22 protein-coding genes are annotated in these 23738 nt (G+C 67.3%); 11 read left to right on the top strand and 11 right to left on the bottom strand.

Features of this window, described 5'->3' with window-relative positions:
- Positions 1-13: 13 nt before the first annotated feature.
- The gene (locus DM818_RS06020) at positions 14-1132 is read left to right on the top strand and encodes an ORC1-type DNA replication protein (protein ID WP_153952440.1); all 1119 of its coding nucleotides are present in this window, start codon (positions 14-16) and stop codon (positions 1130-1132) included.
- Here DM818_RS06020 and DM818_RS06015 read toward each other — a convergent pair.
- Complete coding sequence (locus DM818_RS06015) at positions 1115-1651, bottom strand: cysteine hydrolase family protein (RefSeq protein WP_153952439.1); 537 nt, start codon at positions 1649-1651, stop codon at positions 1115-1117. The genes DM818_RS06020 and DM818_RS06015 overlap by 18 nt on opposite strands.
- Positions 1648-2466, bottom strand: a complete 819-nt coding sequence (locus DM818_RS06010) for a YqcI/YcgG family protein (protein WP_153952438.1) — start codon at positions 2464-2466, stop codon at positions 1648-1650. The genes DM818_RS06015 and DM818_RS06010 overlap by 4 nt, the downstream gene beginning before the upstream one ends.
- Positions 2467-2615: 149 nt before the next feature.
- Here DM818_RS06010 and DM818_RS15430 point away from each other — a divergent pair, with 149 nt between their 5' ends.
- Positions 2616-2774: a DUF7563 family protein gene (locus tag DM818_RS15430; RefSeq protein WP_172967107.1), complete on the top strand. Its 159-nt coding sequence runs from the start codon at positions 2616-2618 to the stop codon at positions 2772-2774.
- Here DM818_RS15430 and glmM read toward each other — a convergent pair.
- Positions 2771-4102: a phosphoglucosamine mutase gene (gene glmM, locus DM818_RS06005; RefSeq protein WP_153952437.1), complete on the bottom strand. Its 1332-nt coding sequence runs from the start codon at positions 4100-4102 to the stop codon at positions 2771-2773. The two genes, DM818_RS15430 and glmM, sit on opposite strands and share 4 nt — an antisense overlap.
- 27 nt (positions 4103-4129) lie before the next feature.
- Positions 4130-4774, bottom strand: coding sequence for an SDR family oxidoreductase (locus DM818_RS06000; protein WP_153952436.1), 645 nt, complete (start codon positions 4772-4774; stop codon positions 4130-4132).
- 111 nt (positions 4775-4885) lie between these two features.
- On the opposite strand from DM818_RS06000, the gene rpiA reads away from it, so the two are divergent.
- A complete protein-coding gene (gene rpiA, locus DM818_RS05995) occupies positions 4886-5578 on the top strand; it encodes a ribose-5-phosphate isomerase RpiA (RefSeq protein ID WP_153952435.1) in 693 nt (230 codons plus the stop codon).
- 32 nt (positions 5579-5610) lie between these two features.
- On the opposite strand, the gene DM818_RS05990 is transcribed toward rpiA, so the two are convergent.
- The gene (locus DM818_RS05990; protein ID WP_075937636.1) at positions 5611-5778 is read right to left on the bottom strand and encodes a DUF1931 domain-containing protein; all 168 of its coding nucleotides are present in this window, start codon (positions 5776-5778) and stop codon (positions 5611-5613) included.
- A 148-nt stretch (positions 5779-5926) separates the two neighbouring features.
- Between DM818_RS05990 and larB the strand changes: the two genes are divergently transcribed.
- The 8 genes from larB (at position 5927) to DM818_RS05955 (ending at position 13829) form a co-directional block, all read left to right on the top strand.
- Positions 5927-6694: a nickel pincer cofactor biosynthesis protein LarB gene (gene larB / locus DM818_RS05985; RefSeq protein ID WP_075937637.1), complete on the top strand. Its 768-nt coding sequence runs from the start codon at positions 5927-5929 to the stop codon at positions 6692-6694.
- Positions 6695-6785: 91 nt separating this feature from the next.
- Positions 6786-6941: a DUF7563 family protein gene (locus tag DM818_RS14910; RefSeq protein ID WP_172977292.1), complete on the top strand. Its 156-nt coding sequence runs from the start codon at positions 6786-6788 to the stop codon at positions 6939-6941.
- Between the two features lie 50 nt (positions 6942-6991).
- Complete coding sequence (locus tag DM818_RS05980; protein WP_075937638.1) at positions 6992-7243, top strand: GIY-YIG nuclease family protein; 252 nt, start codon at positions 6992-6994, stop codon at positions 7241-7243.
- A gap of 25 nt (positions 7244-7268) precedes the next feature.
- On the top strand, positions 7269-7973 hold the full coding sequence (locus DM818_RS05975) for a topoisomerase DNA-binding C4 zinc finger domain-containing protein (protein WP_075937639.1): 705 nt from the start codon (positions 7269-7271) through the stop codon (positions 7971-7973).
- 31 nt (positions 7974-8004) lie between these two features.
- Entirely contained in the window at positions 8005-9042 is a 1038-nt protein-coding gene (endA, locus tag DM818_RS05970) for a tRNA-intron lyase (RefSeq protein WP_075937640.1), read from the top strand.
- Positions 9043-9276: 234 nt separating this feature from the next.
- Complete coding sequence (locus tag DM818_RS05965) at positions 9277-10782, top strand: tryptophan--tRNA ligase (protein WP_233571982.1); 1506 nt, start codon at positions 9277-9279, stop codon at positions 10780-10782.
- A 37-nt stretch (positions 10783-10819) separates the two neighbouring features.
- Complete coding sequence (locus DM818_RS05960; RefSeq protein WP_234953679.1) at positions 10820-13207, top strand: ATP-dependent DNA helicase; 2388 nt, start codon at positions 10820-10822, stop codon at positions 13205-13207.
- Positions 13200-13829, top strand: a complete 630-nt coding sequence (locus DM818_RS05955) for a trimeric intracellular cation channel family protein (protein WP_123123602.1) — start codon at positions 13200-13202, stop codon at positions 13827-13829. The genes DM818_RS05960 and DM818_RS05955 overlap by 8 nt, the downstream gene beginning before the upstream one ends.
- Here the strand turns inward: DM818_RS05955 and DM818_RS05950 are convergent.
- From DM818_RS05950 to DM818_RS05925, 6 genes are all read right to left on the bottom strand, one after another.
- Positions 13826-14827: an ornithine cyclodeaminase family protein gene (locus tag DM818_RS05950; RefSeq protein WP_123123603.1), complete on the bottom strand. Its 1002-nt coding sequence runs from the start codon at positions 14825-14827 to the stop codon at positions 13826-13828. The two genes, DM818_RS05955 and DM818_RS05950, sit on opposite strands and share 4 nt — an antisense overlap.
- A gap of 166 nt (positions 14828-14993) precedes the next feature.
- Complete coding sequence (locus tag DM818_RS05945) at positions 14994-16157, bottom strand: acyl-CoA dehydrogenase family protein (protein ID WP_123123604.1); 1164 nt, start codon at positions 16155-16157, stop codon at positions 14994-14996.
- Between the two features lie 59 nt (positions 16158-16216).
- A complete protein-coding gene (locus DM818_RS05940) occupies positions 16217-16906 on the bottom strand; it encodes a type 1 glutamine amidotransferase (RefSeq protein WP_153952434.1) in 690 nt (229 codons plus the stop codon).
- Between the two features lie 39 nt (positions 16907-16945).
- Entirely contained in the window at positions 16946-17683 is a 738-nt protein-coding gene (locus DM818_RS05935; protein ID WP_123123605.1) for an alpha/beta fold hydrolase, read from the bottom strand.
- A 2-nt stretch (positions 17684-17685) separates the two neighbouring features.
- Positions 17686-20460: an alanine--tRNA ligase gene (gene alaS, locus DM818_RS05930; RefSeq protein ID WP_153952433.1), complete on the bottom strand. Its 2775-nt coding sequence runs from the start codon at positions 20458-20460 to the stop codon at positions 17686-17688.
- Positions 20461-20656: 196 nt separating this feature from the next.
- Positions 20657-23734, bottom strand: coding sequence for a replication factor C small subunit (locus tag DM818_RS05925; RefSeq protein ID WP_153952432.1), 3078 nt, complete (start codon positions 23732-23734; stop codon positions 20657-20659).
- Between the last annotated feature and the right edge of the window lie 4 nt (positions 23735-23738).

Genomic DNA, 23738 nt, shown 5'->3' with positions numbered 1-23738 from the left:
AGGTGAAAGTAGAATGAGCGGGGATATGCTCGGGTGGGACGAGTCCGTATTCCGCGACGAGACGGTCTTCGATTTCGAGTACGTCCCGGAGACGTTCCAACACCGCGGCGAGCAGATGGAGACGCTGAAGTACGCGCTCCGGCCCGCCGTCCGCGGCTCGCGCCCCCTGAACGTCCTCGCGCGCGGTCCCCCGGGCACGGGGAAGACGACCGCCGTCCAGAAGCTGTTCGACGAACTCGCGGGCGTCTCGGACGTGCAGACGGTGCGGGTCAACTGTCAGGTGGACGCGACCCGCTACTCCGTCTTCTCGCGGGTCTTCGAGGGGCTGTTCGACTACGAGCCGCCGACCTCGGGCATCTCGTTCAAGAAGCTGTTCGGCCAGATCACCGAGCGACTGGTCGAGGACGACGAGGTGCTCGTCGTCGCGTTAGACGACGTGAACTACCTCTTCTACGAGAACGAGGCCTCCGAGACGCTCTACTCGCTGTTGCGCGCTCACGAAGCGCAGTCGGGCGCGAAAATCGGCGTCGTCGTCGTCTCCTCCGACCTCGATTTGGACGTAATCGCCGACCTCGACGGGCGCGTCCAGTCGGTGTTCCGGCCCGAGGAGGTGTACTTCAACACCTACGGCGAGCGGGAAATCGTCGATATCCTTCGCGAGCGCGTCGAACGCGGCTTCGTGGACGGAGCGGTCGGTCCACAGATTCTCGATGCCGTCGCGGAACGCACCGCCGACTCCGGGGGCGACCTCCGGGTGGGTATCGACCTCCTCCGGCGGGCCGGGCTCAACGCCGAGATGCGCGGCTCCACTGAGGTGAGCGTCGAGGACGTGGAGAAAGCGTACGAGAAGGCGAAACACGTCCACCTCTCGCGACATCTGCGCGGGCTCTCGGAGTCCGAACAGGCGTTCCTCCGCACGCTCGCGGAACACGACGGGAAGCGCGCCGGCGACGTGTACGACCCCTTCCACGACGCCACCGACCTCGGCTACACCCGCTACTCCGAGATTATCAACAAACTCGACCAGCTCGGTCTCATCGACGCCGAGTACGCCGAGGTGGAGGGACGCGGTCGCTCGCGGGAACTCTCCTCGTCCTACGACGCCGAGGCCGTCTTAGAGCGGCTGGAGTAGCGACTCGGTCGTCACGACGTCTGCGAACTCACCCGAGAGCTGTGCGAGTGCGGTCCGGTGAACCGTCTCGGGGTCGAACCGCTCGCCGTCGAGGTCGCGCTCGTGGGTCGCCGTCGCGTCGCGCACGACCCGCACGTCGAAGCCGAGATTCTCCCCCATCCGGGCCGTCGTGGAGACGCAGTGGTCGGTCGTCAGCCCGACGATGACGATGGACTCCTCGTCGTGCTCGCGGAGCCACTCGGCCAGCCCGGTCCCGATGAACGCGCTGTTGGCCTGCTTGGTGACGACGTGTTCGCCCTCGGGTTCGAATCCCTCCTTCCACGCGAAGCCCGAGGCATCGCTACGAAGCGGTGAGTCCGGTTCCGTCGAGTCGTGGCGAGCGTGGACGACGGGGTCGCCGCGCTCGCGCCACGCGGTCAGCAGCTCGCGAGCGCGCGCCTCGGCGTCGGGGTTGTTGCGCTCGCCCCACCGCGGCTCGTCGAAGCCGGTCTGGAGGTCGACGAGCAACAGGACGCTCATGCGAGTAGCTCCCGCTCCGGGCGCTCGATTGGCTCGCCTTTCGGGTGGTCGCGCGTGATGTGAATCGGCGGGGAATCGGGGGCGAGCGACTCGTCGTCCGGGAGCATATACTGGTGCCACTCGCGGTCGCCCTCGACGCCCCAGTCGCCGAGGAACCGGTGGGGGGCGACGCCGTCGTACTCCTCGAGTCGGCGCTGGATGAGTTCACGCGCCTGCTCGCCGGTCGGGTGGTCTGCGGTCACGTTCAGCTTCTCGAACAGCGCGCGCGGCTGGAACGTGATTTCGAGTCCGACCGGACAGTAGCGGCTCTGGCGCTCCTCGTAGAAGGGGGCCCGACAGGTCGGAAACATCGGCTCGCCGCCGAAGGAGAACTCCCACTCCGGGTGATCGGTGTCGGTCGGAATCCCTGTCGGCCACGGCTCCGGGTCGTGGACGTGGAGGAACTGGAGGATGTTCCACAGCGCCTCGTGGTACTCGCGTTCGGTCCACGGCTCTGCGGGCGGGCGGAACACGGCGACGAGCGAGGCCCGGTCGCTGTGATTTTCCCACGTGTCGAGATACTCCAGCAGCGTCGTTCCCAACTGCCGGAGCGCGTCCGGGTCGGACATCGACCCGACGGCCGTGTACAGCGGGTCGCCCTGGCGGACCGACTCCGCGCCGAAGAAACACGGGAACGGCGAGCCGTCGACCTCGCCGGTCATGCTCTCCTCGAACGTCTCCCAGTGATTTCGCACCCACTCCGGGGTTCCGGGGTCCTGCGCCGCCGCCGCGAACGTCGCTTGGTCCGTGAGCCTCCCCACCACAGACTCGTTCATACATCAAAACGGGGCTACCGAGCTATGAACGTTGTGTCATCGGTGATAAAATACGGTGAAACGACCGGAACCGTCGTCCCGCCGTCCACGAATCGTGGTACCAGTTGACACAGTACCGTTATTATGAACTGTGCTGTTCGTTTACACACATGCCGGAATGCCAGAACTGCAGTTCGTTCGTGACGGCAGCGTACGCTCGTGTGTTCACACCGAACGGCGTCGACGCCCCGCGCGTCTGTCCGCAGTGTGAGGACAAGATTCGCGACGGCGCAGACGTGCGGCAGGCCCGCTCGACCCGGCGAACCTAACGCCCGCTCGCGGTTTCTACGTACTCGCTCGCTTCCTCGAACAGCGCCGCGGCCCGCTCTTTCTCGCGGGCCTCGGCCGTCACCCGGACCAGCGGCTGGGTCCCGCTCGCCCGGAGCAGGAACCACCCGTCGTCCGTCTCGACGCGCACCCCGTCGAGCGTCGAGACGCGCGATTCGTCGTACGCCGCGAGCAGCCGCTCGCGCACCCGCTCCATCACCGCCGTCTTCCCCTCGACCGTGCGGCTCCCCCGCTCGATTGGGTAGGTCGGTATCTCGCTCGCGCGCTCGGCGAGCGGACGCTCGCTTGCCAGCGCGACCAGCCGACAGGCCGCGTAGGGACCGTCGGGACACAGGGTCTCGTCCGGCCAAATCCACGCGCCCGACGGCTCGCCGCCGAAGGCCACGTCCGGGGCTGTCGCCGCCGCCGCGACGTACGTGTCACCGACGGGCGTGCGCTCGACACCGACGCCGCGCTCGGCGAGATACTCCTCGACGGCGAGACTCGTGTCGACGGGCACGGCGACCCGGTCGCCCGCGCTCGCGGCGTCGGCCGCAAACAGCGCCAGCGTCACGTCGCCCGAGAGGTAGGTCCCGTCGCCAGCCACGGCGCGCAGCCGGTCGGCGTCGCCGTCGTGAGCAACCCCGACCGTCGCGTCCGACTCGCGGACGAGCGTGGCCAGCGACTCGCAGTTCGCTGCCGTCGGCTCGGAGGGTCGTCCCGGAAAGCTTCCGTCCGGCTGGGCGTTCAGCGTCTCGACCGCACAGCCGAGGTCGGTGAGCGCGTCGACGGTGACGCCGCCGGCCCCGTTCCCGAGGTCGACGACCACCTGCTCGGCGAGGGGGGCGGTCGCTTCGACCAGTCGCTCTCGGTGAGCTGTCGTCGCCTCGACCGTCGTCCGCGAGCCGAGTCCGTCCCACGCTTCGAGGTCCCAGTCGCTCGCGGTGACGCGGCGCTCGATGTCGTCCCTGCGGTCGGCGTCGAACGCCTGTCCCGACGGCTGCCACAGCTTGATGCCGTTGTCGGGTGCGGGGTTGTGACTCGCGGTGACGACGACACCTGCGCCGGCGTCCATCGGGCCGACGGCCCGCGCGACGGTCGGGGTCGCCGCGACGCCGGCGTCCAGCACGTCGACGCCCGTCTCGCGCAGGCCCGCGGCGAGCGCATCGACGAGGAGCGTGCCCGACTCTCGGGGGTCCCGGCCGACGACGACGCGGCGGGGGTCGCCGCGCGTCCGGAGGTGCGCTCCGAGCGCGCGTCCCACGTCGAGTGCGACCGCCGCCGTCACCGTCTCCCCGACCGGCCCGCGAATTCCGCTCGTTCCGAACATGGCTCCGCTTCGTGGCCCGCGACAAAACTACTGGGTGTCCAGCCGCACCCGAGTCGGGACCGCGCCCGACGCCTCCGCGAGTTCGAGATACCGGTCGGCGAGGTCGTCGCTCCCGACCGCGCCGGGGAAGTCGCTGTCCGGGGGTCGCACCGCCGTCGCAATCTCGACGTAGGTCACCTGCACTCCCTCGACTGCGGCGTCAAGGGTCCGAGACAATCCGCGGGTCGCGGGCGCGGCGCTGGCCCACTCCACCTGCTCGGGAGCCGGTTCGCTCGCGTAGGTGGTGCCCGAGACGAGCACCGTCCCGCCGTCGCGGAGGTCATCCAGACACGCCTGCACGAGGCGGAAGGTGCCGAGCGTCCGAACCTGCCACAGCCGTTCGAGCGTCGCGGCGTCGGCCGACTCGATGGGGTTGCCGCCCCCGCCGCTGGCGTTACAGACGAGACAGTCGACGCTTCCGAACGCCTCCCGCGTCTCCGCGACCGCCCGGTTCACCTCGCCCTCGTCGGTGATGTCGGCCCGAATCGAGACGGCCGAATCGAGGTCGTCCGCCAGTTCCTCGGCTCCGGACCGCGAGACGAGCGCCACCTGCCAGCCGGCCGCACCGAACCGCCGCGCGACCCCGGCACCGATTCGCTCGCCCACGCCAGCAAGTAGGAGTGTCCGCGTCATGTGCGAGTAGACGGCCGCGAGCACAAAGAGTCGTTCCTGACGCGTGATTCTGTATCGACGGCGACAGGAACTATCCGAGGCTTTTCCACGGATGCGGGTGGACGACTCGACATGAAACGGACGGGTGGCTCGAACGAGGCGAAACGACGGGCCGGCGAGGCGGCCGCCGACCGCGTGACCGACGGCGAGGTCGTCGGACTCGGCACCGGGAGCACCGCCGCTCACGCGATTCGCGCGCTCGGGCGGGCGGTCGATTCGGGGCTCGACATTCGGGGGGTACCGACCTCGTTCCAGTCGCGCGACCTCGCTCGCGAGGTCGGGATTCCGCTGACGACGCTGGACGAGGCGACGCCCGACGTGGCCATCGACGGGGCCGACGAGGTCGCGGGCTTCGACCTCGTGAAGGGCGGGGGCGCGGCCCACGCCCGCGAGAAATACGTCGCCAGCGCGGCCGACCGCTTGCTCGTCGTCGCCGACGACTCGAAGCTAACCGACGCGCTCGCCGGACCGGTGCCGGTCGAGTTCCTGCCGGACGCGCGCGCGCCGGTCGCGGCGGCGATTCGCGAGGCCGGCGGCGAGCCGACGCTCCGGGCCGCAGAACGCAAGGACGGTCCCGTCGTCACGGACAACGGAAACCTCGTCTTCGACTGCGCGTTCGAGGCCATCGACCCTGAACCGTTGGCCGCGACGCTGTCGGCGATTCCGGGCGTCGTCGAGCACGGGCTGTTCGTCGGGCTGGCCGACGCGGTGTTCGTCGGGCGCGCGGACGGCGTCGAACGGCGAGCGCCGCCGCTGTCGGAGTAGCGTCGAAAGAATGGAAACGCGGGGAGCCGTTATCAGAGGTCGCGCGGCTGGACCGTCTTCCGGTCGTTCGCGTCGGCGCGTCGCGCTGCGTCCTCGAGCAGCTCCTCGACTTCCGCGTCGAGTGCCTCGTAGAAGTCGGAGGCGACGTTCATCTCATCGAGTTCGTCCTTCACTGCGGCCTTGACGATTAGGTCTGCCATTACACCACGGCGTACTTCGAGCCGACTTATATACTTTCCTGATTCGTTGGCGGTAGGGGCCGTCACACCCCCGTTTTCCGCTGTAGAATCAGGCAGAACCCTCTGATAACGACGACAGGTCCGTAACCCCCCGTCCCGAACGACGGTTATGCGCGAACTCCTCGAACGCGTGGCGGCGGGCGACTGCTCGCCCGCGGCCGCAGAGAGCCGACTGCGCGGCTACGCGACCGGCGACGGCGGTCGCTTCGACGCCGCCCGCACCAGCCGCACCGGCATCCCCGAAGGTATCCTCGCGGACGGGAAGACGACCGCCGAAATCGTCGCGCTCGCGCTCGACGCCGTGGACGCGACGGGCCACGCGCTCGTCACCCGACTCGACGACGAGACGGCCGACGCCATCGACCGCGCGGTCGGCGACGAGGTTCCCGACGCGACCGTCGACCACGACGCCCGCGCCCGGACCGTCGTCGTCCACGCGTCCGACTACGACCCCCCGACCCTCGACGCGACCGTCGGGGTCGTCACCGCGGGCACGTCCGACGCGATTCCCGCCGGCGAGACCGCCGTCGTCGCCGGCGAGATGGGGGCGACCATCGACCGCGTCGACGACGTGGGCGTCGCCGGCATCCACCGGCTGTTCGACCAGCTCGACCGCATTCGCGAGTCGGACGTACTCGTCGTCGCCGCCGGCAGAGAGGGCGCGCTTCCGACGGTCACCGCGGGTCTCGTCGACGCGCCGGTCATCGGACTCCCGGTATCAAACGGCTACGGGCACGCTGGCGAGGGCGAAGCGGCCCTCGACGGGATGTTACAGTCGTGTACCCCGCTGTCCGTCGTCAACATCGATGCGGGATTCGTCGCCGGAGCACAGGCGGGGCTTATCGCTCGTGCAATCGACCGAGCACGAACCGAATGAACGGTCAGTTCGATGACCGCCGAGCGAGGGTATATGAGTGCTCGACCCCACAGTCTTAATACCGATGCGGCTTCCTCCGCGTCGGGTGACCATGCCAACGTGTGACCACTGTGACGCGCACGTCTCGGAGCGATTCGCCCGCGTCTTCACCGACGACAACGGCGCGCTCCGCGCCTGTCCCAACTGCTCGGCGAACGCAGGCATCGCCGAGGTTTCACAGGAACGTGCGTTTCAGTCGCAAATCTGACGGCGTCGTACTGCCCCCAAACTAACGGGGGTGCCCTCTTAGACCGGCCAGTGACGACACCACACTACGTCTACGTCATCGAGTGTGCCGACGGGAGCTTCTACACCGGCTACACGACCGACGTACAGCGGCGGGTCGCCGAACACGACGCCGGCGAGGGGAGCAAGTACACCCGCGGGCGCACGCCGGTCGAACTCCGCCACACCGAGGCGTTCGACACCAAGGGCGCGGCCATGTCCCGCGAGTACGAAATCAAACAGCTCTCGCGCCGCCAGAAGGAGCGGCTCGTCGGCGACGGTTGATATATGATGCCGCGCCACCGGCCCCATGCACGCACACCTGCTGGCCGGCGACTGCACGACGACGTTCGACGGCAACCGCTCCTACGAGAAGCGCGGCCGCGTCGTCTGTCTGCGCAAGCCCGACGACACCCTTCTCGTCCACGACGCCGCGGGGTACCGCCCCGTCGCGTGGCTCACCCGTCCGGACACCTCGATGGCGGTCGGCTCCCCGCCGACGGTCGAGGCTCGCGACGGCGACGACCGCCTGCGCGTCACCTTCCACGAGACCAGCGTCGACGTGCGGATTCCCGTCTCGCCCGCCGGGGAGGCCGCCGGCCCGTGTCCCGACTGCACCGGCGCGCTGGTCGAGCGCTCTGGGCGGCTCGCGTGCACGGACTGCGACCGCGAGCACGCCCTACCTGCGGGCGCGACCGTCCTCGATGACGCCTGCGCGTGTGGGCTACCGCGTATCGAGGTGACGCGGGGCGTCACCGTCGAGGTGTGTGCCGACCGCGCCTGCGAGCCACTCGACGCCGCAATCGAGGCGGAACTCGACGGACAGTTCGACTGTCCCGACTGCGGGCGAGACATGCGCGTCGTTCGGGCGGGCGGACTCCTGCTCGGGTGTGACGGCTACCCCGACTGTGACGTGTCGGTCCCGCTCCCGAACGAGGTGTGTGACGGCGTCTGCGACTGCGGGCTGCCGACCGTCGACGGTCGGTGTCTCGACGCCGCATGCGCGTCTCCGTAGGTTTTTGACGGGGCGCGTCTGTGGGCCAGGTATGCAGGCACACGTCGAGGGCGATACGGTGCAGGTCGGCCACGCCGGCCGCGAGCAGTTCTACGACGCTCGCGGCTACGGCCACCCTGTCGACGGTGAACTCCACCTCTCGCGCGTCGAAGCCGCCCACCTCCTCTTTCGCGGCGACCTCGACGCCGTCGAGGGGATGGGGTTTCGGGAGTTCTTCGAGGCCGAGGGCGGTCTCGCCTCCCGGTTTCTCGTCTACAAGGACCTCCGCGACCGCGGCTTCTATCTCACGCCCGCCCGCGACGGCTGGGCCGACGACGCCGACGGCATCGACTTCGTCGTCTACCCCCGGGGCAAGGGACCGTGGGACGACGCCGTCGAGTACCGCGTCCGCGTCGTCGCCGAGCGCGAGACCGTCCCCGCCGCCGACCTCGGCGACGTGGTGCTCGCGGTCGTCGACGAGGAGTCCGAGCTGACGTATCTGGAGACGAGCGTGCCGGAAGTGTCCGGTACCGCGACCGACCACACCGAACACGGCATCGAGGCCGCGCTCCTCGACGACCGCGTCGCCGTCTGGGAACCTCCGGAGTGGCTCTACGCGCAGGGCTTCTACGGGCAGCCGCTGGACGACGACCGCACCGCCATCCAGCTCTCGCTCGTCGAGGCCGCGTACCTCGCAGAGCAGGGCGTCCTCTCGTTTCCGGGCGGACGCGAGGCCGTCCTCGAACTGGGACGCGAGACGGAAGGCGACCGCTTCGACCGCCGGCTCACCGTCTACACCGCGCTCCGTGCCCGCGGTATCGTCCCCAAGACGGGATTCAAGTTCGGCGCGGATTTCCGCACCTACGCGGACGTCTCGTCCGTCGACGACCTCGGGCACTCCGAGCGGCTCGTCCGCGTGCTCCCGGACGGACACACCTTCGCCCCCCGCGACCTCTCGCTTGACGTGCGACTCGCCCACGGCGTCCGCAAGGAGATGGTGTTCGCCCTCACCGACGGCACCAGCCACGGCTCCGACGTGGACCCCAACGGCGAGGTGGCGTGGCTCTCGGTCCAGCGGCTCACGCCCTGACCCGTATTTGGCTCTTGTCCCCGCGTGTGAACGAGTGCACGCGAACGAACCGCTTTTTGTCCGAACCGCCGAGGTCGATGTATGAACGACGACCACGACGAGGGTGAGTCGCTTCCGTCCCGCGAGAACGTGTTATCGGACGGGAGTGAGTGGTCGGGAAGCGACCACGAGGCTCGTCGGACGAACTCCGACGGAAGCGAGTGGTCCGACGACGACCACGACGGAGGGCGGGCGATGCCCGACGGCGGGAGTGCAGCCGGTGCCGACGACGTGACCCTCGATCCGTGGGGGTCCGCGAGCGTCGACGACTACCGAAAGCTGTTCGAGCAGTTCGGCATCGAGGAGTTCGACGACGTGCTCCCGCAGGTGCCCAACCCCCACTACCTGATGCGCCGGGGCGTCGTCTTCGGCCACCGCGACTACGGCCCGATTGCCGACGCGATGGCCAACGACGACCCCTTCGCCGTCCTCTCGGGGTGGATGCCCACCGGCGACCCACACATCGGTCACAAGCTGATGATCGAGGAGATCATCTACCACCAACAGCAGGGCGGCGACGCCTACGCGCTGGTGGCCGACCTCGAAGCCAATTCCGCCCGCGGGCTCTCGTGGGCGGAAATCGACCGCCACACCGAGGAGTATCTGCTCTCGCTGCTCGCGCTCGGCTTCGACCCCGAGGACGGCGAGATTTATCGACAGTCGGGCAACGAGCGGCTCCAGAACCTCGCCTTCGAGTTGGGTGCGGAAGCGAACTTCTCGGAGATGCAGGCGCTGTACGGCTTCGACGGCGAGACCAACATCTCACACATGCAGTCGGTCGTCACCCAGATGGCCGACATCCTCTACCCGCAACTCGACGAGCCGAAGCCGACCGTCATCCCGGTCGGCCCGGACCAGGACCCCCACATGCGGTTTGCGCGCGACCTCGCGGACCGGACCCGCTACTTCGGCGTGACGGAGGCGTACGCCAGCTTCGAGGCCGACCCCGCAGAGCGCGTGCTCATCCGCGCGGCCTACGACGCCATCGAGGACGACGATATCCGGTGTGAGGACGCCGCCGACTATCTCCGCGAACACCACGCCGACGAGGCCGGCACGAGCGTCCTCCCCAAACTCGACAACGCGGGCAAGGAGCCGATTCGCCCCCGCGTCCGGTTCCTCAATCGCAACGCCACCGACGAGGCCTTCGAGGCGCTCATCGAGGCCATCGACGGGGAGAAACGCGTCTTCGAGGGCCATATCGACACCTTCGACCTCGACGCCGACGCCGCCGAGGAGCTCGCCCGCGAGGTGGAACTCGACCACGGCGGCTACGGCTTCATCGCCCCCTCCTCGATTTACAATCGGTTCATGACCGGGCTGACCGGCGGGAAGATGTCCTCCTCGATTCCGGCCTCCCACATCAGCCTGCTCGACGACCCGGAGGACGGCTACGAGAAGGTGAAATCCGCGACGACGGGCGGGCGCACCAGCGCCGAAAAGCAGCGTGAACTCGGCGGAAAAGCCGACGAGTGTCCCGTCTACGAGCTGTACACCTACCTGCTGGCCGGCGAGGACGACGAGTTCGCGACGGAGGTGTACGAGGAGTGTGTCGGCGGCGAGCGGCTCTGTGGCGGCTGCAAGGAGCAGGCCGCCGAACTCATGGCCGAGTTCTTAGAAGAGCACCAGGAGAAGCGCGAGGAGATGCGGCCCGTGCTCGAGGAGCTGGACATCGACGTCGAATCGCCGCGGCGACGGTGAGGAGGTTTTTGTCCGAAGCCGTGACCACTACACATCCGTGGCCAGACCAGACGACGAGGCGACCGTGACGCGCGACGACTGGCGGGACATCTTCGGCCACGACGAGCCGTACTCCGAACAGGAAGACGGCATCGACGCCGCCGTTAGCGTCGCCCGCGATTCAGGCTTCCTCTCGCTGGAAGGGGCCTGCGGCACGGGCAAGACGATGCTCGCCCTCACCGCCGGCATCCACCTCACCCGCGACCCCGACTCCGACTACGAGCGCGTCGTCGTCCTCACGAGCGTCAAACAGCAGCTACGGCAGTTCGAAACCGACCTCCGGACGCTCAACGAGAATCTGCCCGCCGACTACGACCCCGTCACCGCGATGACGCTCGTCGGCAAGGCCGACGTGTGCCCGTACAACATCGAATCGCGGGCGGGTATCGACGATACGAACGTCTACGACCGGTGTGAGGGGCTGCGCGACCGCACCCGCGGGCTGACTGACGAGACGACAGCCGGCTCGCTCGCCAGCCGCGCCCGGAGCCAGCAGGTCGGGCTCGCGGACTCCGGTACCGACACGCCCGCGCAGTTCATGGAGGTGCTCGGCGAGCCGACGCCGTATCCCCCCGACACGGTCGAGACCGACGGCGGCGTGGAGTACTGTCCCTTCTACGCCCAGTATCTCGACGACCTGCCCGAGGAGGGTGACCCCGCCGAGGCCGTCCCGTTCGACTTCACCGACGAGGGACTCATCGAGCGCGACGACCTCGTGCGTCTCTCCGCGAGCCACGGCACCTGTCCCCACTCGATGATGGGCGCAATCTTGGGACACGCGGAGGTCGTCATCGGCAACTACTACCACGCCTTCGACCCGACGACGGTCGGTTCCTTCACGGGCGCGCTCTTAGACGACTCGACGTTCGTCGTCTGCGACGAGGCGCACATGCTCGAACCCCGCGTCCGGGACTTGGTCTCCGAGCGCGTCGGCGACGCCACCCTGCGCGACGCCGAGAGCGAACTCGCGCGCGTCCTCCAGCCGCTCACCCTCGACGGAAAGCAGGGTGAACGCACGACGGCCGGGCTGTCGGAGGCGCGTGACCTGATTCGCGCCGAACTCGAAGAGAGCGACGTGTCCGTCGACGAACTCGCGACCCTCCGTGAGTTCATCCGCGACCTTCGCGAGGAAATCGCCGACCGCGTCGAGTCGCATCTCGACGCCGAACACCGCGGCTGGCGCGCGGACCCGACCGACCTCCCCGACGAGGAGATTCCCCTCCGTGACCCCGAACAGCCCGGCGTGGACGCCATCACGGAGTGGGCCGAGTCCGAGGGCTACACCGACGCCGTCTGGTCGCGCGCCGAAACGGTCGGGGCGGTCGTCGGGCGCATCCTCGACGAGGCCGAAGACGAGGACGCCCGCCGCGCCGCTCCGGGTGCGGGCCGGGTGCTCGGCGCGTGGTACCGCAACGACCACACCGACCACTTCCGGGAAATCGAACTCGACCGTACGTACGCCGACGCCGACGCGACCAACGGCTGGCGGGGTGTCTACAACGCCGCGCTCGCCGTCCACAACTGCGTCCCCGGCGACGCCATCGCCGAGCGACTCGGCGAGTTCGGCGGCGGCGTCCTGATGAGCGCGACCCTCGCCCCGCTCGACGTGTTCGAGGAGGTGTCCGGACTCGCCGACCTCGCAGCGGACGGCCGACCCGTCGAACAGCGGGAGTACGGACTGAGCTTCCCCGAAGCAAATCGCGCCTCCTTCGCCGTCGACGTGCCGAAGTTCACCCACGACAACCGCGGCTCTCCGCCGGCGACCGCGCCGGCAGACGCGGGAGCGGAGCCACAGAACGAGACGCGCCGCGCGTACGCGAACGCGCTCCGCGAGGTGGCACAGTCGCCGGGCAACGTCCTCGTCGGGATGCCCTCATACGCCGAGGCTGAGTGGGCCGCCGGCGTGCTCGACTCCCTCGACAAGGAGGTGCTCATCGACGAGTCCAGCGGCGACGACGCCACCGAACGGCTCAAGGCCGAGTTCTTCCGCGGCGAGGGGAAGGTGCTCGTCACCTCGCTGCGGGGAACGTTGACCGAAGGAGTCGATTATCGCGGCGACCGACTCGCCGCCGCCGTCGTCTGTGGGGTCCCAATCGTGAACACGGCGTCGCCGCGGACGCGCGCGGTGCGGACGGCCTACGACCGCGAGTTCGGCGACGGGTTCGAGACGGCGCTGACGGTGCCGGCGGTCCGGAAGGCGCGACAGGCAATCGGACGAGTGATTCGCGGTCCCGAGGAGGTGGGCGTGCGCGTCCTGCTCGACGCGCGGTACGCCCGCGACTCGTGGGACTCGGTCCGGGAGTATCTCGGCCCCGAGCGCGAGGAGTTCCAGCCGGTCTCGCCGGATATGCTCTCGTTCGGCCTCGAACAGTTCTGGGGTGAGTGAGGTGGTCGTCGACTCCGCCTTCGCCGTCGTCAACGCAATCGGACTGGTGGCGTTTGCCCTCGTCGGTGCGACGAAGGGCATCCGTGCCGGCTTCGACCCCTTCGGCGTCGTGGTCGTCGGGCTGGTCACGGCCTTCGGGGGCGGGACAACACGGGATATCCTCGTCAACCGAATCCCGCTGTCCGTGCAGACGGCGTCGAATCTCAGCTACGGGCTGCTCGGCGTCGCGCTCGCCGTCGGCCTCGCGCTCGTCATCAGCGACCCGGACAGACACCCGGCGACGCAGTTCGCCGACGCCGCCGGCCTCGGCGCGTTCGCCGCCACGGGGAGTATCGTCGCCACCGACGCCGGACTGTCTGCGTTCGGTGTCGTCGCCGTCGCGACAATCAACGCCGTCGGCGGCGGCGCGTTGACCGACCTGCTGCTTGACCGCTCGCCGTTCGTCCTGCTTGAGGATATCTACGCGATACCCGCCGTGCTCGGCGGGATAAGCTACGTCGCCGTGACGGGTCTTGGTCTCCGGGGGGCGACCGTCGTCTGCGTGGTCGTGACGGTCGGCACGCGGCTGCTCGCGGTGTCGAGAGGCTGGGACCTGCCGCCGATGAAAGAGTTGCTTGCTTAAACGCGCGTGTCGACCAGCTGGAACGGTGTGCCGATATCGCGCTCGGTCGCCTGCTCGTAGACGACGTGGGCCGCGGCCACGTCCTGAATCGCGAGGCCGGTCGAGTCGAAGACGGTGACGCCGGTCGGGCCGCCCTCCTCGCCGCGGGCGGGGAGCTTGTCGGTCACGATGGCACCGAGCTCACCGTAGATATCTTCGTCGTCGAGCAGTCCCTGCGACCATGGGACGTTGATTTCTCCGGAGTGGGTACACTGCTCGTAGTCGTCGATGACGAGCGTCGCCCGCTGTAAGAGCGCGTCCTCGACTTCGTGCTTGCCGGGCGCGTCGGCTCCCATCGCGTTGATGTGGGTGTGCTTTCCGACGGCCTCGTCGGGAACGATTGGGTGTTCGACGGGCGTCACCGTCGAGAGGATGTCACAGGCGGCGGCCTCCGCGGGTGACCCCTCGCGCACGTCGAACTCGTCGCCGAAGCGGTCGATGAACCGCTCGACGGCTTCCTCGCGCAGGTCCGAGACGACGACCGTCTCGATGTCGCGCACCTCGCTGATGGCCTCCAGTTGGGTGTACGACTGGACGCCCGCGCCGATGATGCCGAGCGTCGAGGCGTCTGCGACGGCGAGGTGGTCGGTCGCGACGGCGGCCGCTGCGCCCGTGCGCTTGCGCGTCAGCGTCGTCCCGTCCATGATGGCGAGCGGGACGGCGTTCGTCGGGTCCGAGTAAATCATCGTCCCGAGCACGGTCGGTAGGTCGTAGTCGTCGGGGTTGTCCGGGTGGACGTTCACCCACTTGATACCGGCGGCGTCCCAGTCGTCGGCTTTCATGTACGCCGGCATCGACCGGAAGTCGCCGTTGTACTCCGGAAGGTCGATGTACGACTTCGCGGGCATCTTGATGTCGCCGCGCTCGTAGGCCGCGAACGCCTCTTCGACGGCCACGATGAGCTCCGAAGTGTGTGCGCCCGCCGACACGTCGTCGGGGTCGAGCAGTAGCGTCTCCATGTCGCAAAATTTGCACCCGCCGGCTTAATTCCACGCAAACGCGACGGCGTACGTTCAAATCCGAAACCGAAGCAATCCGCGCGTGACGTAACTGTCGCGTCGACGGGTCACGGCGGGAGCGTGGCCCGCCCGTCGCCGCCGGCCACGGGCCACCTGTTCGCCAACTCTACTGGAAGGCCGGAATCCCGGTCAGGTCGTGGCCGATGATGAGCGAGTGGATGTCGTGGGTCCCCTCGTAGGTGTAGACGGTTTCGAGATTCGCCATGTGACGCATCGGCGAGTAGTCGGCGGTGATGCCGTTCCCGCCGAGCATCTCGCGAGCGATGCGCGACTGGTCGCGCGCCATCCGGACGTTGTTGCGCTTCGCCATCGACACCTGCTCCGGTCGGAGGTCACCGCGCTCCTTGAGTTCGGTGAGCCGGTGGACGAGCAGCTGCGAGGTGGTAATCTGGGTCGCCATCTCGGCGAGCTTCTCCTGTTGGAGCTGGAAGGAGCCGATCGGCTTGCCGAACTGGTCGCGGTCGGTGGCGTACTCGCGGGCGGTCTCGAAGCAGTTGCGGGCCGCGCCGACCGCGCCCCACGCAATCCCAAATCGCGCCTGCGTGAGACACGAGAGTGGCCCCTTCATGCCCTCGACGCCCGGCAGGACGTTCTCCTCGGGGACGTGGACGTTCGAGAGCTCGATCTGGCCCGTGATGGACGCACGCAGCGAGAGCTTCTCGTCGATTTTCGGCGTCTCGACGCCGTCGCGGTCCGTCTCGACGAGGAAGCCCCGCACCGGATCATCCTCGCTGGTGTGGTCTTTCGCCCAGACGACCGCCACGTCCGCCAGCGGCGAGTTCGTAATCCACGTCTTCGTCCCGTTGAGCACGTAGCCGTCGCCGTCGGCCTCGGCGTGGGTCTCCATCGCCGAGGGGTTCGAGCCGTGGTTCGGCTCCGTCAGGCCGAAACAGCCGATCTTCTCGCCGCGACCCATCGCCTCCAGCCACTTGTCCTTCTGCGCCTCGCTCCCGTAGGAGTGAATCGGATACATGACGAGGGCACCCTGCACGGACGCCATCGAGCGAAGTCCGGAGTCGCAGGCCTCCAGTTCCTGCATCAGGATGCCGTAGGCCGTCTCGGAGACGTTCGGTAGGTCGTAGCCGTCGAGATTCGGCGCGTAGAAGCCGAGCTCGCCCATCTCCTCGATGAGTTCCGTCGGGAAGGTCCCCGCTATCCAGTGGTCACCGATGTCGGGACGGACCTTCTCCTCGACGAACTCGCGGGCGGTGTCGCGGATGAGTCGCTCCTCCGCGTCGAGGTCGGCCTCCAAATCGACATAATCGAGCATGGACGAGGATGAGAAGTCGAGGGGTAAAAACACTCCTTTCCCCACAACGCGTCGGATTTCTACGCCGAGGCCCGCTGGCGCTCCCTGACGGTCGCGAGGAAGTTCTCGAACACCTGCTTCGACCGGCAGGCGCGCCGGTAGTTCTCCTCCGTAATCTCGTCGAGTACGGACTGGATTCGCTCCTCGGGGAGCGATTTCCCTTCCGTCACCATCCGCGCGGAGTCGATGTCGTATTCGGGGTGGGCCTGAATCCCGACGACGTTGCCGTCGCGGAAGCCGTGAATCCCGTAGTCGTTCTCCAGAATGAGCGTCGCGCTCTCGGGGAGTTCGACCACCACGTCGGAGTGGGTCGTGAACACGAGGAACTCATCGCCCAACCCCTCCAGCACCGGGTCGTCGGCGACCCGGCTGACCGTCCGGTAGCCGAGTTCGTACTCGCCCATCGCCTCGACGCGCCCGCCGAGCACGTCCGCGAGCAGCTGGTGGCCGAAACAGATGCCGAGTCCGGGGAGGCCGCGGTCGATGGCCCCCCGACACCACGCCTTCGTCGCCCGTATCCACTCGTCGTCGTCGTAGGCGGCCGACCGGGAGCCGGTGACGACGAATCCGTCGTACTCGAACCCCTCGGGGCGGTCGCCGTCGGTGAGTCGGAACTCCACGAGGTCAGCGTCGAGTTCCCGCCGGAAGTTCCGGCTGGTGTCCTGTGTGGTGTGGGCGGTGTTGAGCAGTGCAATTCGTGGCCGAGTCATACCCGCTGTTCGTGCCCCGCCCGAAAGTCGGTTTCCCTGCTACTCCTCCAGAAACTGCAGCAGTCGGTCGTTCACCGCGCGACTGTGTTCGAGATGGGCGAGGTGTCGCCCCTCCACCTGCTCGTACTCGCCGCGGGGAAGCCCCTGCGCGAGCGTCTCACAGGCCGGTTCGGGAACCACCGGCGAATCGAGCGCCCCGAGCACGAGCGTCGGGACGGTAATCTCATACAGCGCGCCGGGGTCGAACGCGCGGTAGGCGGCAAACAGCTGCTCGCGCGCGTCGGCGTCCGCATCGTCCAGCCGTCGCCACCCCTCGATTTCGTCGCGGGGCGCGACCCCGACGTACGACTCGGAGAAGGCGACCGACGGCCACTCCTCGGAGAAGAGCCGTTCGAGGGCGTCCGTGTCCACCACGTCGCCGGCGGCGGGTGTCGTCACGAGCGCGAGACTCCGCGCCCGGTTGTACTCGCGGGCGTAGGCCAACGCGACCGCTCCGCCGAGTCCGTGCCCGACGAGGTGGGCGCTGCGTACGTCGGCGTCCCGGAGCACGGCTTCGAGGTCGGCGGCCAGCGTCTCGACCGCGTAGTCGTCGGCTGCGTCGGAGCGGCCGGTCCCGCGCGGGTCGACGACGAGCGACTCGAACGGGCCGGCGACGGCGTCGTGTTGCCACCCCCACGACCACGCGCCCAGTCCGGCCTCGGGGAGGAAGACGACGGTGTCGCCGCTGCCGACCTGCTCGTAGTAGAGGTCGATACCCTCGTGTCGCGCCCGGGGCACGGCTACGCGTCCAACTGCTGTTCGAGCAGTTCGGGGACGGCGTCGAGCGCGTCGTCGAGCGCCTCGACGTCGGGACCGCCACCCTGTGCGAAGTCCGGCGGACCGCCGCCGCCGCCGCCGACGCGGCCGGCGAGTTCACTCACCAGCCGTCCGGCGTTGACGGGAACACCGTCGGGAACGCCGACCACGAAGGTCGCGCTGTCCTGCCCGGAGCCGAGGACGGCGACCTTCCCGTCCGCGACGAGCGCGTTCGCCGTCGTCCGGAGTTCGTCGATGTCGCCGTCGATGCGCCGAACGACCGCCTCGGTGTCGCCGACCTCGACGGTCTCGGCGTCGCCGCCGCCGGCAGCCCGCACCTCCGCGAGCTGCTCTTTCAGCTCGTCGATGCGCTTGCCCCGCTGTTTCCACTCCGTGAAGAACCGTTCTGCCGTCTCGGGGACGGCGCTCGGCTCCACGTCGAGCGTGTCGGCCGCCTCGTAGAGAGCATCCTCGGTCGCCTGTGTCGCCTCGACCGCGGCGTCGCCGGCCGCAAACTGGATGCGCTCGACCCCGTCCTGGACGCGCTCGGTCGCGAGTACCTTGATGAGACCGATGTCGCCGGTCCTGGCGACGTGGGTGCCGGCACACGCCTGTACGTCGTCGTCCACGTGGACGAGTCGAATCTCCTCGCCCGGCGGAATCCCGCCCTGGAAGAGGTCGAAGCCGTGCTCGTCTTGGGCGTCGTTGCGGTGAATCCACTCGTCGGTGACGGAGATGTTGTCGCGCACGTAGTCGTTGGCGACCCGCTCGATGCGCTTGATTTCCTCCCGCGAGATGCGGTCGTAGTGGGCCACGTCGAGCCGCGAGGAGTCGGTCCCCTTCTGTGCGCCCGCCTGTCGAATGTGCTCGCCGAGCACGGTCCGGGTGGCGTGACCGATGATGTGGGTCGCGGTGTGGTGGGCCATCAGCCGCTTCCGGCGGGTCATGTCGACGTGGCCGCGCACGAACTCGCCCTTGCCGGGGTCCTCGTCGGTGCGGTGGAGCACGACGCCAGACTCCTCCTGTACGTCGTCCACCTCGACGGTGGTGTCGTCGGTGGCGAGCGTCCCCGTGTCGGCCGGCTGGCCGCCGCCCTCCGGGTAGAACATCGTCTGGTCTAACACCACGTCGTACCCCTCCTCGCGGTCGAGCACGTCGAGCACGACCGCCTCGAAGGAGGCCCGCTCGGGGTCCTCGTAGAACAGCTTGTCCGTGTCCGGCAGGTCGGCGACGCGTTCGGTCTCCTCGGTCGCCGGCTCCTCCTCTGCCGTCTCGCCGCCGTGGCGGTCTGCCACCTGCGAGTAGAAGTCGTCGGGAATCTCCACGTCCGCCCCGGTCTCCTCGGCGATCTCCTCGACCATATCCGGCTGGATGCCGTGGGAGTCGTACAGCTCGATGACCCGGTCGAGGGGAATCGGCTCGCCGCTTTCGGCGTACTCCTCGGCGAGCCGCTGGACCTGTCGGCTCCCGCGGTCGAGCGTCTCGCGGTACTTCTCCACCTCAGTCCGGACGATATCGCGGACCGTGTCGCGGTTCTCGTAGCCGAGCCGGTCGGCCTGCATGTCGACGAGTTCGTCGAGGGGCGCGTCGACGCCGACCGTGTCGGTGAGCCGCTTCATCCGCCGGAGCACCATCCGTGCGAGATAGCCCGTCCCGACGTTCGAGGGGACGATGCCGTCGCCGAACATGTACGCCAGCGTGCGGGCGTGGTCGGCAATCGCGTAGATGGTCTCCAGCGGCTCCATCAGCGCTTCGAGGCGGGCGCGCTCCACGCCGAGTTCCGCGGCGATGTCGCCGCGGGCCGTCTCCATGTCCTCGGCCTCGTCGATATCCATCCCGCCCGCGAGCGTGGCTGCACGCTGGACGAGCTCCTGTTCGTCCTCGGTGAGGTCGATGCCGGCGTTGTCCTTCAGGAAGTCGATGCTCTCGGGGTAGATGGCCTCGTACACCGTCGGGGTCCCTTGGCTCATCCAGGTCCACCGCTCTAACCCGTAGCCGGTGTCGACGATGTAGGTGTCCATCTCCGAGTACGTGTTGCCGTCTTTCAGTTCGTACTCGCCGTCGGGGTCCTGCTCGTACTTCATGAAGACGAGCGTCGCGAGTTCGGCACCCTTGTAGATGACTTCGATTGCCGGACCGGCGTTGCCGCCGCCGACCCACGGGTCCTCGATGTACGTGATCTCATCGAGGTTCGCGCCCATCGACTCGAACAGCTCGTCGCAGTAGGCGACCGTCTCGCTCTTCCAGTACACTTCGCCCTCGTATGCGTACTCGTCGCCGACCTCCTCCTTCGCGTTGAACGCGTGGTGGGCCATCATCTCGAAGGCCATCGTGTGGCGGCCCGTCTTGCCGACGTTGTCGATGTCCTGCATCCGGATGCAGGGCTGTGAGATGGTGAGGGGGTTCGCCGGCGGCGGCGTCTTCCCGCTGGTGACGAGCGGCTGGAAGTCGTAAATCGACGCCTGCGTTAAGAGCACGTCGTCGCGCCAGCGGTTCGCCGCGACCGGATACGGCTCGATGCGCTCGTGGCCGTGCTCCTCGAAGAAGGAGAGGTAGGCCTCGCGCATCTCTTCGAGCGTGTAGCTCTCGTCGAAGCCGGGGTCGCCGATGAAGTCGTACTGCTCGCAGGGCGGCTCGCCGCAGGTCTCACGCTCCTCGTCGCGGCTCCAGAAGTGGACGCCACAGGACGCACACTCCGACCGCGTGAACCCGTTCTCGTAGAAGTAGTCGAGTTCGTATTCCGCAGTGAGATCGCTCATTAGCGTCACGAGCGGGCGACTGTGCAAAAGCATTCCGAAGGTTCACACCCGCCGATTTCGGACCGTACAGCCCTCGTCGCTCGATTACCCCGGTGTTACCGGAGACTCTTGTAGCAGGGTCACGTATCTACCGATGGGAGTACTCGTCACACGCTCCCGCCGGCTTCGTGTGCACACCACGAAGCCGATTTTCATGCTACTCCTCGTCCAGCGCGAGGGAAGCTAACAGCGCCTCCAGTTGCACCTGCTCGTTTGCGCCGGCCGTGATGCGGTAATCGACCTCGCCGATTTCGTCCATCAGTTCGACGGTCGCGCGGTCCGGCAGGTCGAACTCCCACACCGACCGGTGGAGCTGGTCGATGATGTCGCCGCCGGCGATGCCCACCTCGGTGAGCAGCGTGTCGAGCTTCGCCCGCGCCTGCGGGAAATCCCCGCCGAGCGCGAGTTCGACGATCTCCTCGATTTCCTCCGGACGGGCGGTCGAGGTGATGGCGTAGACGCCCTCCTCGTCGACGGTGTCGTCCATGACGGCGGCGGCCTGCAGCCCGTTGATGGCTTTGCGCATGTCGCCGTCGGCCGCGTACACGAGCGCGTCCACGCCCGCCTCGGTGATTTCGATGCCCTCCGCCTCGGCGATTTCTCTGACCTGTGCGGCGACGGCCTCGTCGGCCAGCGGCGAGAACCGGAAGACGGCACACCGCGACTGGATGGGGTCGATAATCTGCGAGGAGTAGTTACACGAGAGGATGAAGCGGGTGTTGTTGGAGAACTGCTCCATCGTCCGCCGGAGTGCCGACTGGGCGTCGGAGGTGAGCGCGTCCGCCTCGTCGAGGAAGATGACGCGGTAGTCGTAGCCGCCGAACGACGAGCGCGCGAAGCTCTTGATTCGGTCGCGCACCACGTCGATACCGCGCTGGTCGGAGGCGTTGAGTTCGAGGAAGTTCTCGCGCCAGTCCTCGCCGTAGAGTTCACGCGCGATAGCCGTCGCCGCAGTCGTGTTGTGCATCACCGTCGGTACGGCCCCTGCGACGTAGTTGCGCGTCTCGGGAACCGTGAGGTCGTACACTCGTTGCGGCTCGGAGACTGTTTTGACCTCTCCTACTGTGTCGAAATACAGTGTCCCTGCTGTGAGCCGGTGGAGTGAATCGAGCGCGGCAACCGTCTCTCGTGAACACATCTCCGTGGCGAGGGTCCTGAGCCGCTCGCTCACGGTTTCGAACCGAGTGAGCGACGAGAGGTCGTTGCCTTCGCTGAGAAGGCTATTGATGCCGTTTCCACGCATCTCAGTACCTTCTGCCACCTGCTCGTACGAGACGCCGAGCGCGTGGATGATATCGTCGAGTTCGCTTCGAATCTGCTCGAACTCCTGTGAATCGGTTCCATCAAGTCGGTTGAGCAGTTCTGCCGCCCGGTCTGCGTTCGGGGTTCGCCGACCGTCAGCATACTCTAACAGTCGGTCGCTTCGGACCCCAGTGTCGGCAGATACCTCGCGTCTTGTTTCAAGTGGCTCCAGTTTACTTCGTTCACGAACCCACTGTGTTGGTGTCCCAACAGCTGCCTGTATGTCGGTTTGGAGTGCTGTCAATCGCTCAAGTGCTGCTTGTGCAGTGTCCAACCGCTCCGTGGCCGCGTCAAGTAGCGTATCGACGCCGTCGAGATACCGCTTTCGTCCTGGTGTCTCTGGATTGGTCTCCGGCGCGATGTGATCTTTCTTGCTCAGATTGAGTCCGTTACACAGAGTATCGACCGCGTGTTGTGTCGGTATCGTGTCGTGGTTCGGATTCGACGCTCGTGCCGCGTTTTCCGCTAACTGTTCGGCCTTTCTGTCTATCCTGAATCCAATCTTCTTCTCAAACTGCTGGAGATGTGGAGCCCCTGAGACGTACAGTGTGTGATACTCACGTTCGGCTCCTGTTCCGTTCGAGGCGGTTTTGTCAGTGGTGGTTCGCCGGCTCGGGATACCTTCTCCAGCGAGCAGATACGAGAGCAGGGTAATAGTGCGGCCATCCTTCTGTGTCAACTCGATTTCCCCGTTCGGAGCAACGTGTGCTTCGGCATCGAACATCGCCTGAAGGAACGCTCGCCGACTCTCCGCCGGTGCTCGAACAAGTGTCGTGCCTATCGCGTCTGCCTGCTCGTCTCCTGTGTGGAACGGCGTGAAACAGGATTCCAGTAGATGTGTTAGCGCCCGGTTCCGAAGCTCTCGGTACGGAACATCCTGCTGTTCTCCAGCCTCTGGTATTATCCCAAACACGGACTCAGCGGCGTTCTCGAACGCCGTGAGTAGCCCCTCGTCGGTGTTGTAGAACTTCACCCGTGCCCCCTCGATTCGGGCTTCACTCACCGCCAGCCCGACGAATCGCGCGAGCGCTGGAGTCAGTTCCCACGCTGGCTTAATGATATCAGATAGGTGGCCGTTCTCGCTTTCGTACTGTATCCCAGTAATAGCCTGCTTGAGACGGCCACGACCCACATTCAGTTCGCGAAGATACGAGAGCGAACACACTGTGTTCGGCTGGTCCGCCGATACGGTCTCACGACGGTACTGCTGAACCGTCTTCTCTGCAAGTCCAGTCTCTTCGGCTAACTCCGAAACCGTGTCCCCGCGACTGATTCCTACAGCGACCTGCTTTCGATTTCCGGTGTACTGCTCTGCATCCGGTATCTCGTTTTCTCTCGCGAATGTGGCGGTAACGTGCACGAGCGTTCGGTCACCGTCCATCGCCGTGAGCCAGTTCAGTTCCGCATCGGGGTTTGGCATCGGTGCGTTGAGTGGGCGCGCGATTCGGTCACCAGCAGACAGGTTTGCTGCGCGAATCCATTCGAGTCCGTCCGCCGACGCGACCAGTAGCTTGTGTTCTGGGGTAACTGTCATCCTGCCGCCGTCACGGGTTTCGATTCGACGTAGCTCGGTCGTCTGTTTCCCAAAGACGGCAGACGGATTAGTGTACTCGAAGTTCCCGTTGTCGGTGAAGGTCGCGACTTCGGTATCGGACGGTACGTCTCCGAACCCATCGACATCCCCGACGATTGATTCCATCCGCTCGACTCCGTGGTTCGTTAACACCGGTGTCTCTCCGGTGACACACTTCCCGGTGCCGGCCGGCCCCGCGAACATCAGGTGGGGGAGGTCGTCGCGGCTGATGTAGCTCTGGAGGCGTTCGGTGATGTTCTCGTGGCCCTTGATGTCCGCGAGGGTCTCCGGGCGGTACTTCTCGATCCAGACCTCGCGCCCGCGGGCGCTGGCTGGTTCGTCGGCGTCGGCCTCGCTCATACGA

It is taken from the genome of Halosegnis longus (assembly GCF_009663395.1).
Lineage (GTDB): Archaea > Halobacteriota > Halobacteria > Halobacteriales > Haloarculaceae > Halosegnis > Halosegnis longus.
This window is presented reverse-complemented; position numbering and strand designations above follow the sequence as displayed.

Coding starts and splice junctions, on each gene's coding strand:
- DM818_RS06020 (WP_153952440.1), top strand. CDS start 14: ATGAGCGGGGATATGCTCGGGTGGGACGAGTCCGTATTCCGCGACGAG.
- DM818_RS06015 (WP_153952439.1), bottom strand. CDS start 1,651: ATGAGCGTCCTGTTGCTCGTCGACCTCCAGACCGGCTTCGACGAGCCG.
- DM818_RS06010 (WP_153952438.1), bottom strand. CDS start 2,466: ATGAACGAGTCTGTGGTGGGGAGGCTCACGGACCAAGCGACGTTCGCG.
- DM818_RS15430 (WP_172967107.1), top strand. CDS start 2,616: ATGCCGGAATGCCAGAACTGCAGTTCGTTCGTGACGGCAGCGTACGCT.
- glmM (WP_153952437.1), bottom strand. CDS start 4,102: ATGTTCGGAACGAGCGGAATTCGCGGGCCGGTCGGGGAGACGGTGACG.
- DM818_RS06000 (WP_153952436.1), bottom strand. CDS start 4,774: ATGACGCGGACACTCCTACTTGCTGGCGTGGGCGAGCGAATCGGTGCC.
- rpiA (WP_153952435.1), top strand. CDS start 4,886: ATGAAACGGACGGGTGGCTCGAACGAGGCGAAACGACGGGCCGGCGAG.
- DM818_RS05990 (WP_075937636.1), bottom strand. CDS start 5,778: ATGGCAGACCTAATCGTCAAGGCCGCAGTGAAGGACGAACTCGATGAG.
- larB (WP_075937637.1), top strand. CDS start 5,927: ATGCGCGAACTCCTCGAACGCGTGGCGGCGGGCGACTGCTCGCCCGCG.
- DM818_RS14910 (WP_172977292.1), top strand. CDS start 6,786: ATGCCAACGTGTGACCACTGTGACGCGCACGTCTCGGAGCGATTCGCC.
- DM818_RS05975 (WP_075937639.1), top strand. CDS start 7,269: ATGCACGCACACCTGCTGGCCGGCGACTGCACGACGACGTTCGACGGC.
- endA (WP_075937640.1), top strand. CDS start 8,005: ATGCAGGCACACGTCGAGGGCGATACGGTGCAGGTCGGCCACGCCGGC.
- DM818_RS05965 (WP_233571982.1), top strand. CDS start 9,277: ATGCCCGACGGCGGGAGTGCAGCCGGTGCCGACGACGTGACCCTCGAT.
- DM818_RS05950 (WP_123123603.1), bottom strand. CDS start 14,827: ATGGAGACGCTACTGCTCGACCCCGACGACGTGTCGGCGGGCGCACAC.
- DM818_RS05945 (WP_123123604.1), bottom strand. CDS start 16,157: ATGCTCGATTATGTCGATTTGGAGGCCGACCTCGACGCGGAGGAGCGA.
- DM818_RS05940 (WP_153952434.1), bottom strand. CDS start 16,906: ATGACTCGGCCACGAATTGCACTGCTCAACACCGCCCACACCACACAG.
- alaS (WP_153952433.1), bottom strand. CDS start 20,460: ATGAGCGATCTCACTGCGGAATACGAACTCGACTACTTCTACGAGAAC.
- DM818_RS05925 (WP_153952432.1), bottom strand. CDS start 23,734: ATGAGCGAGGCCGACGCCGACGAACCAGCCAGCGCCCGCGGGCGCGAG.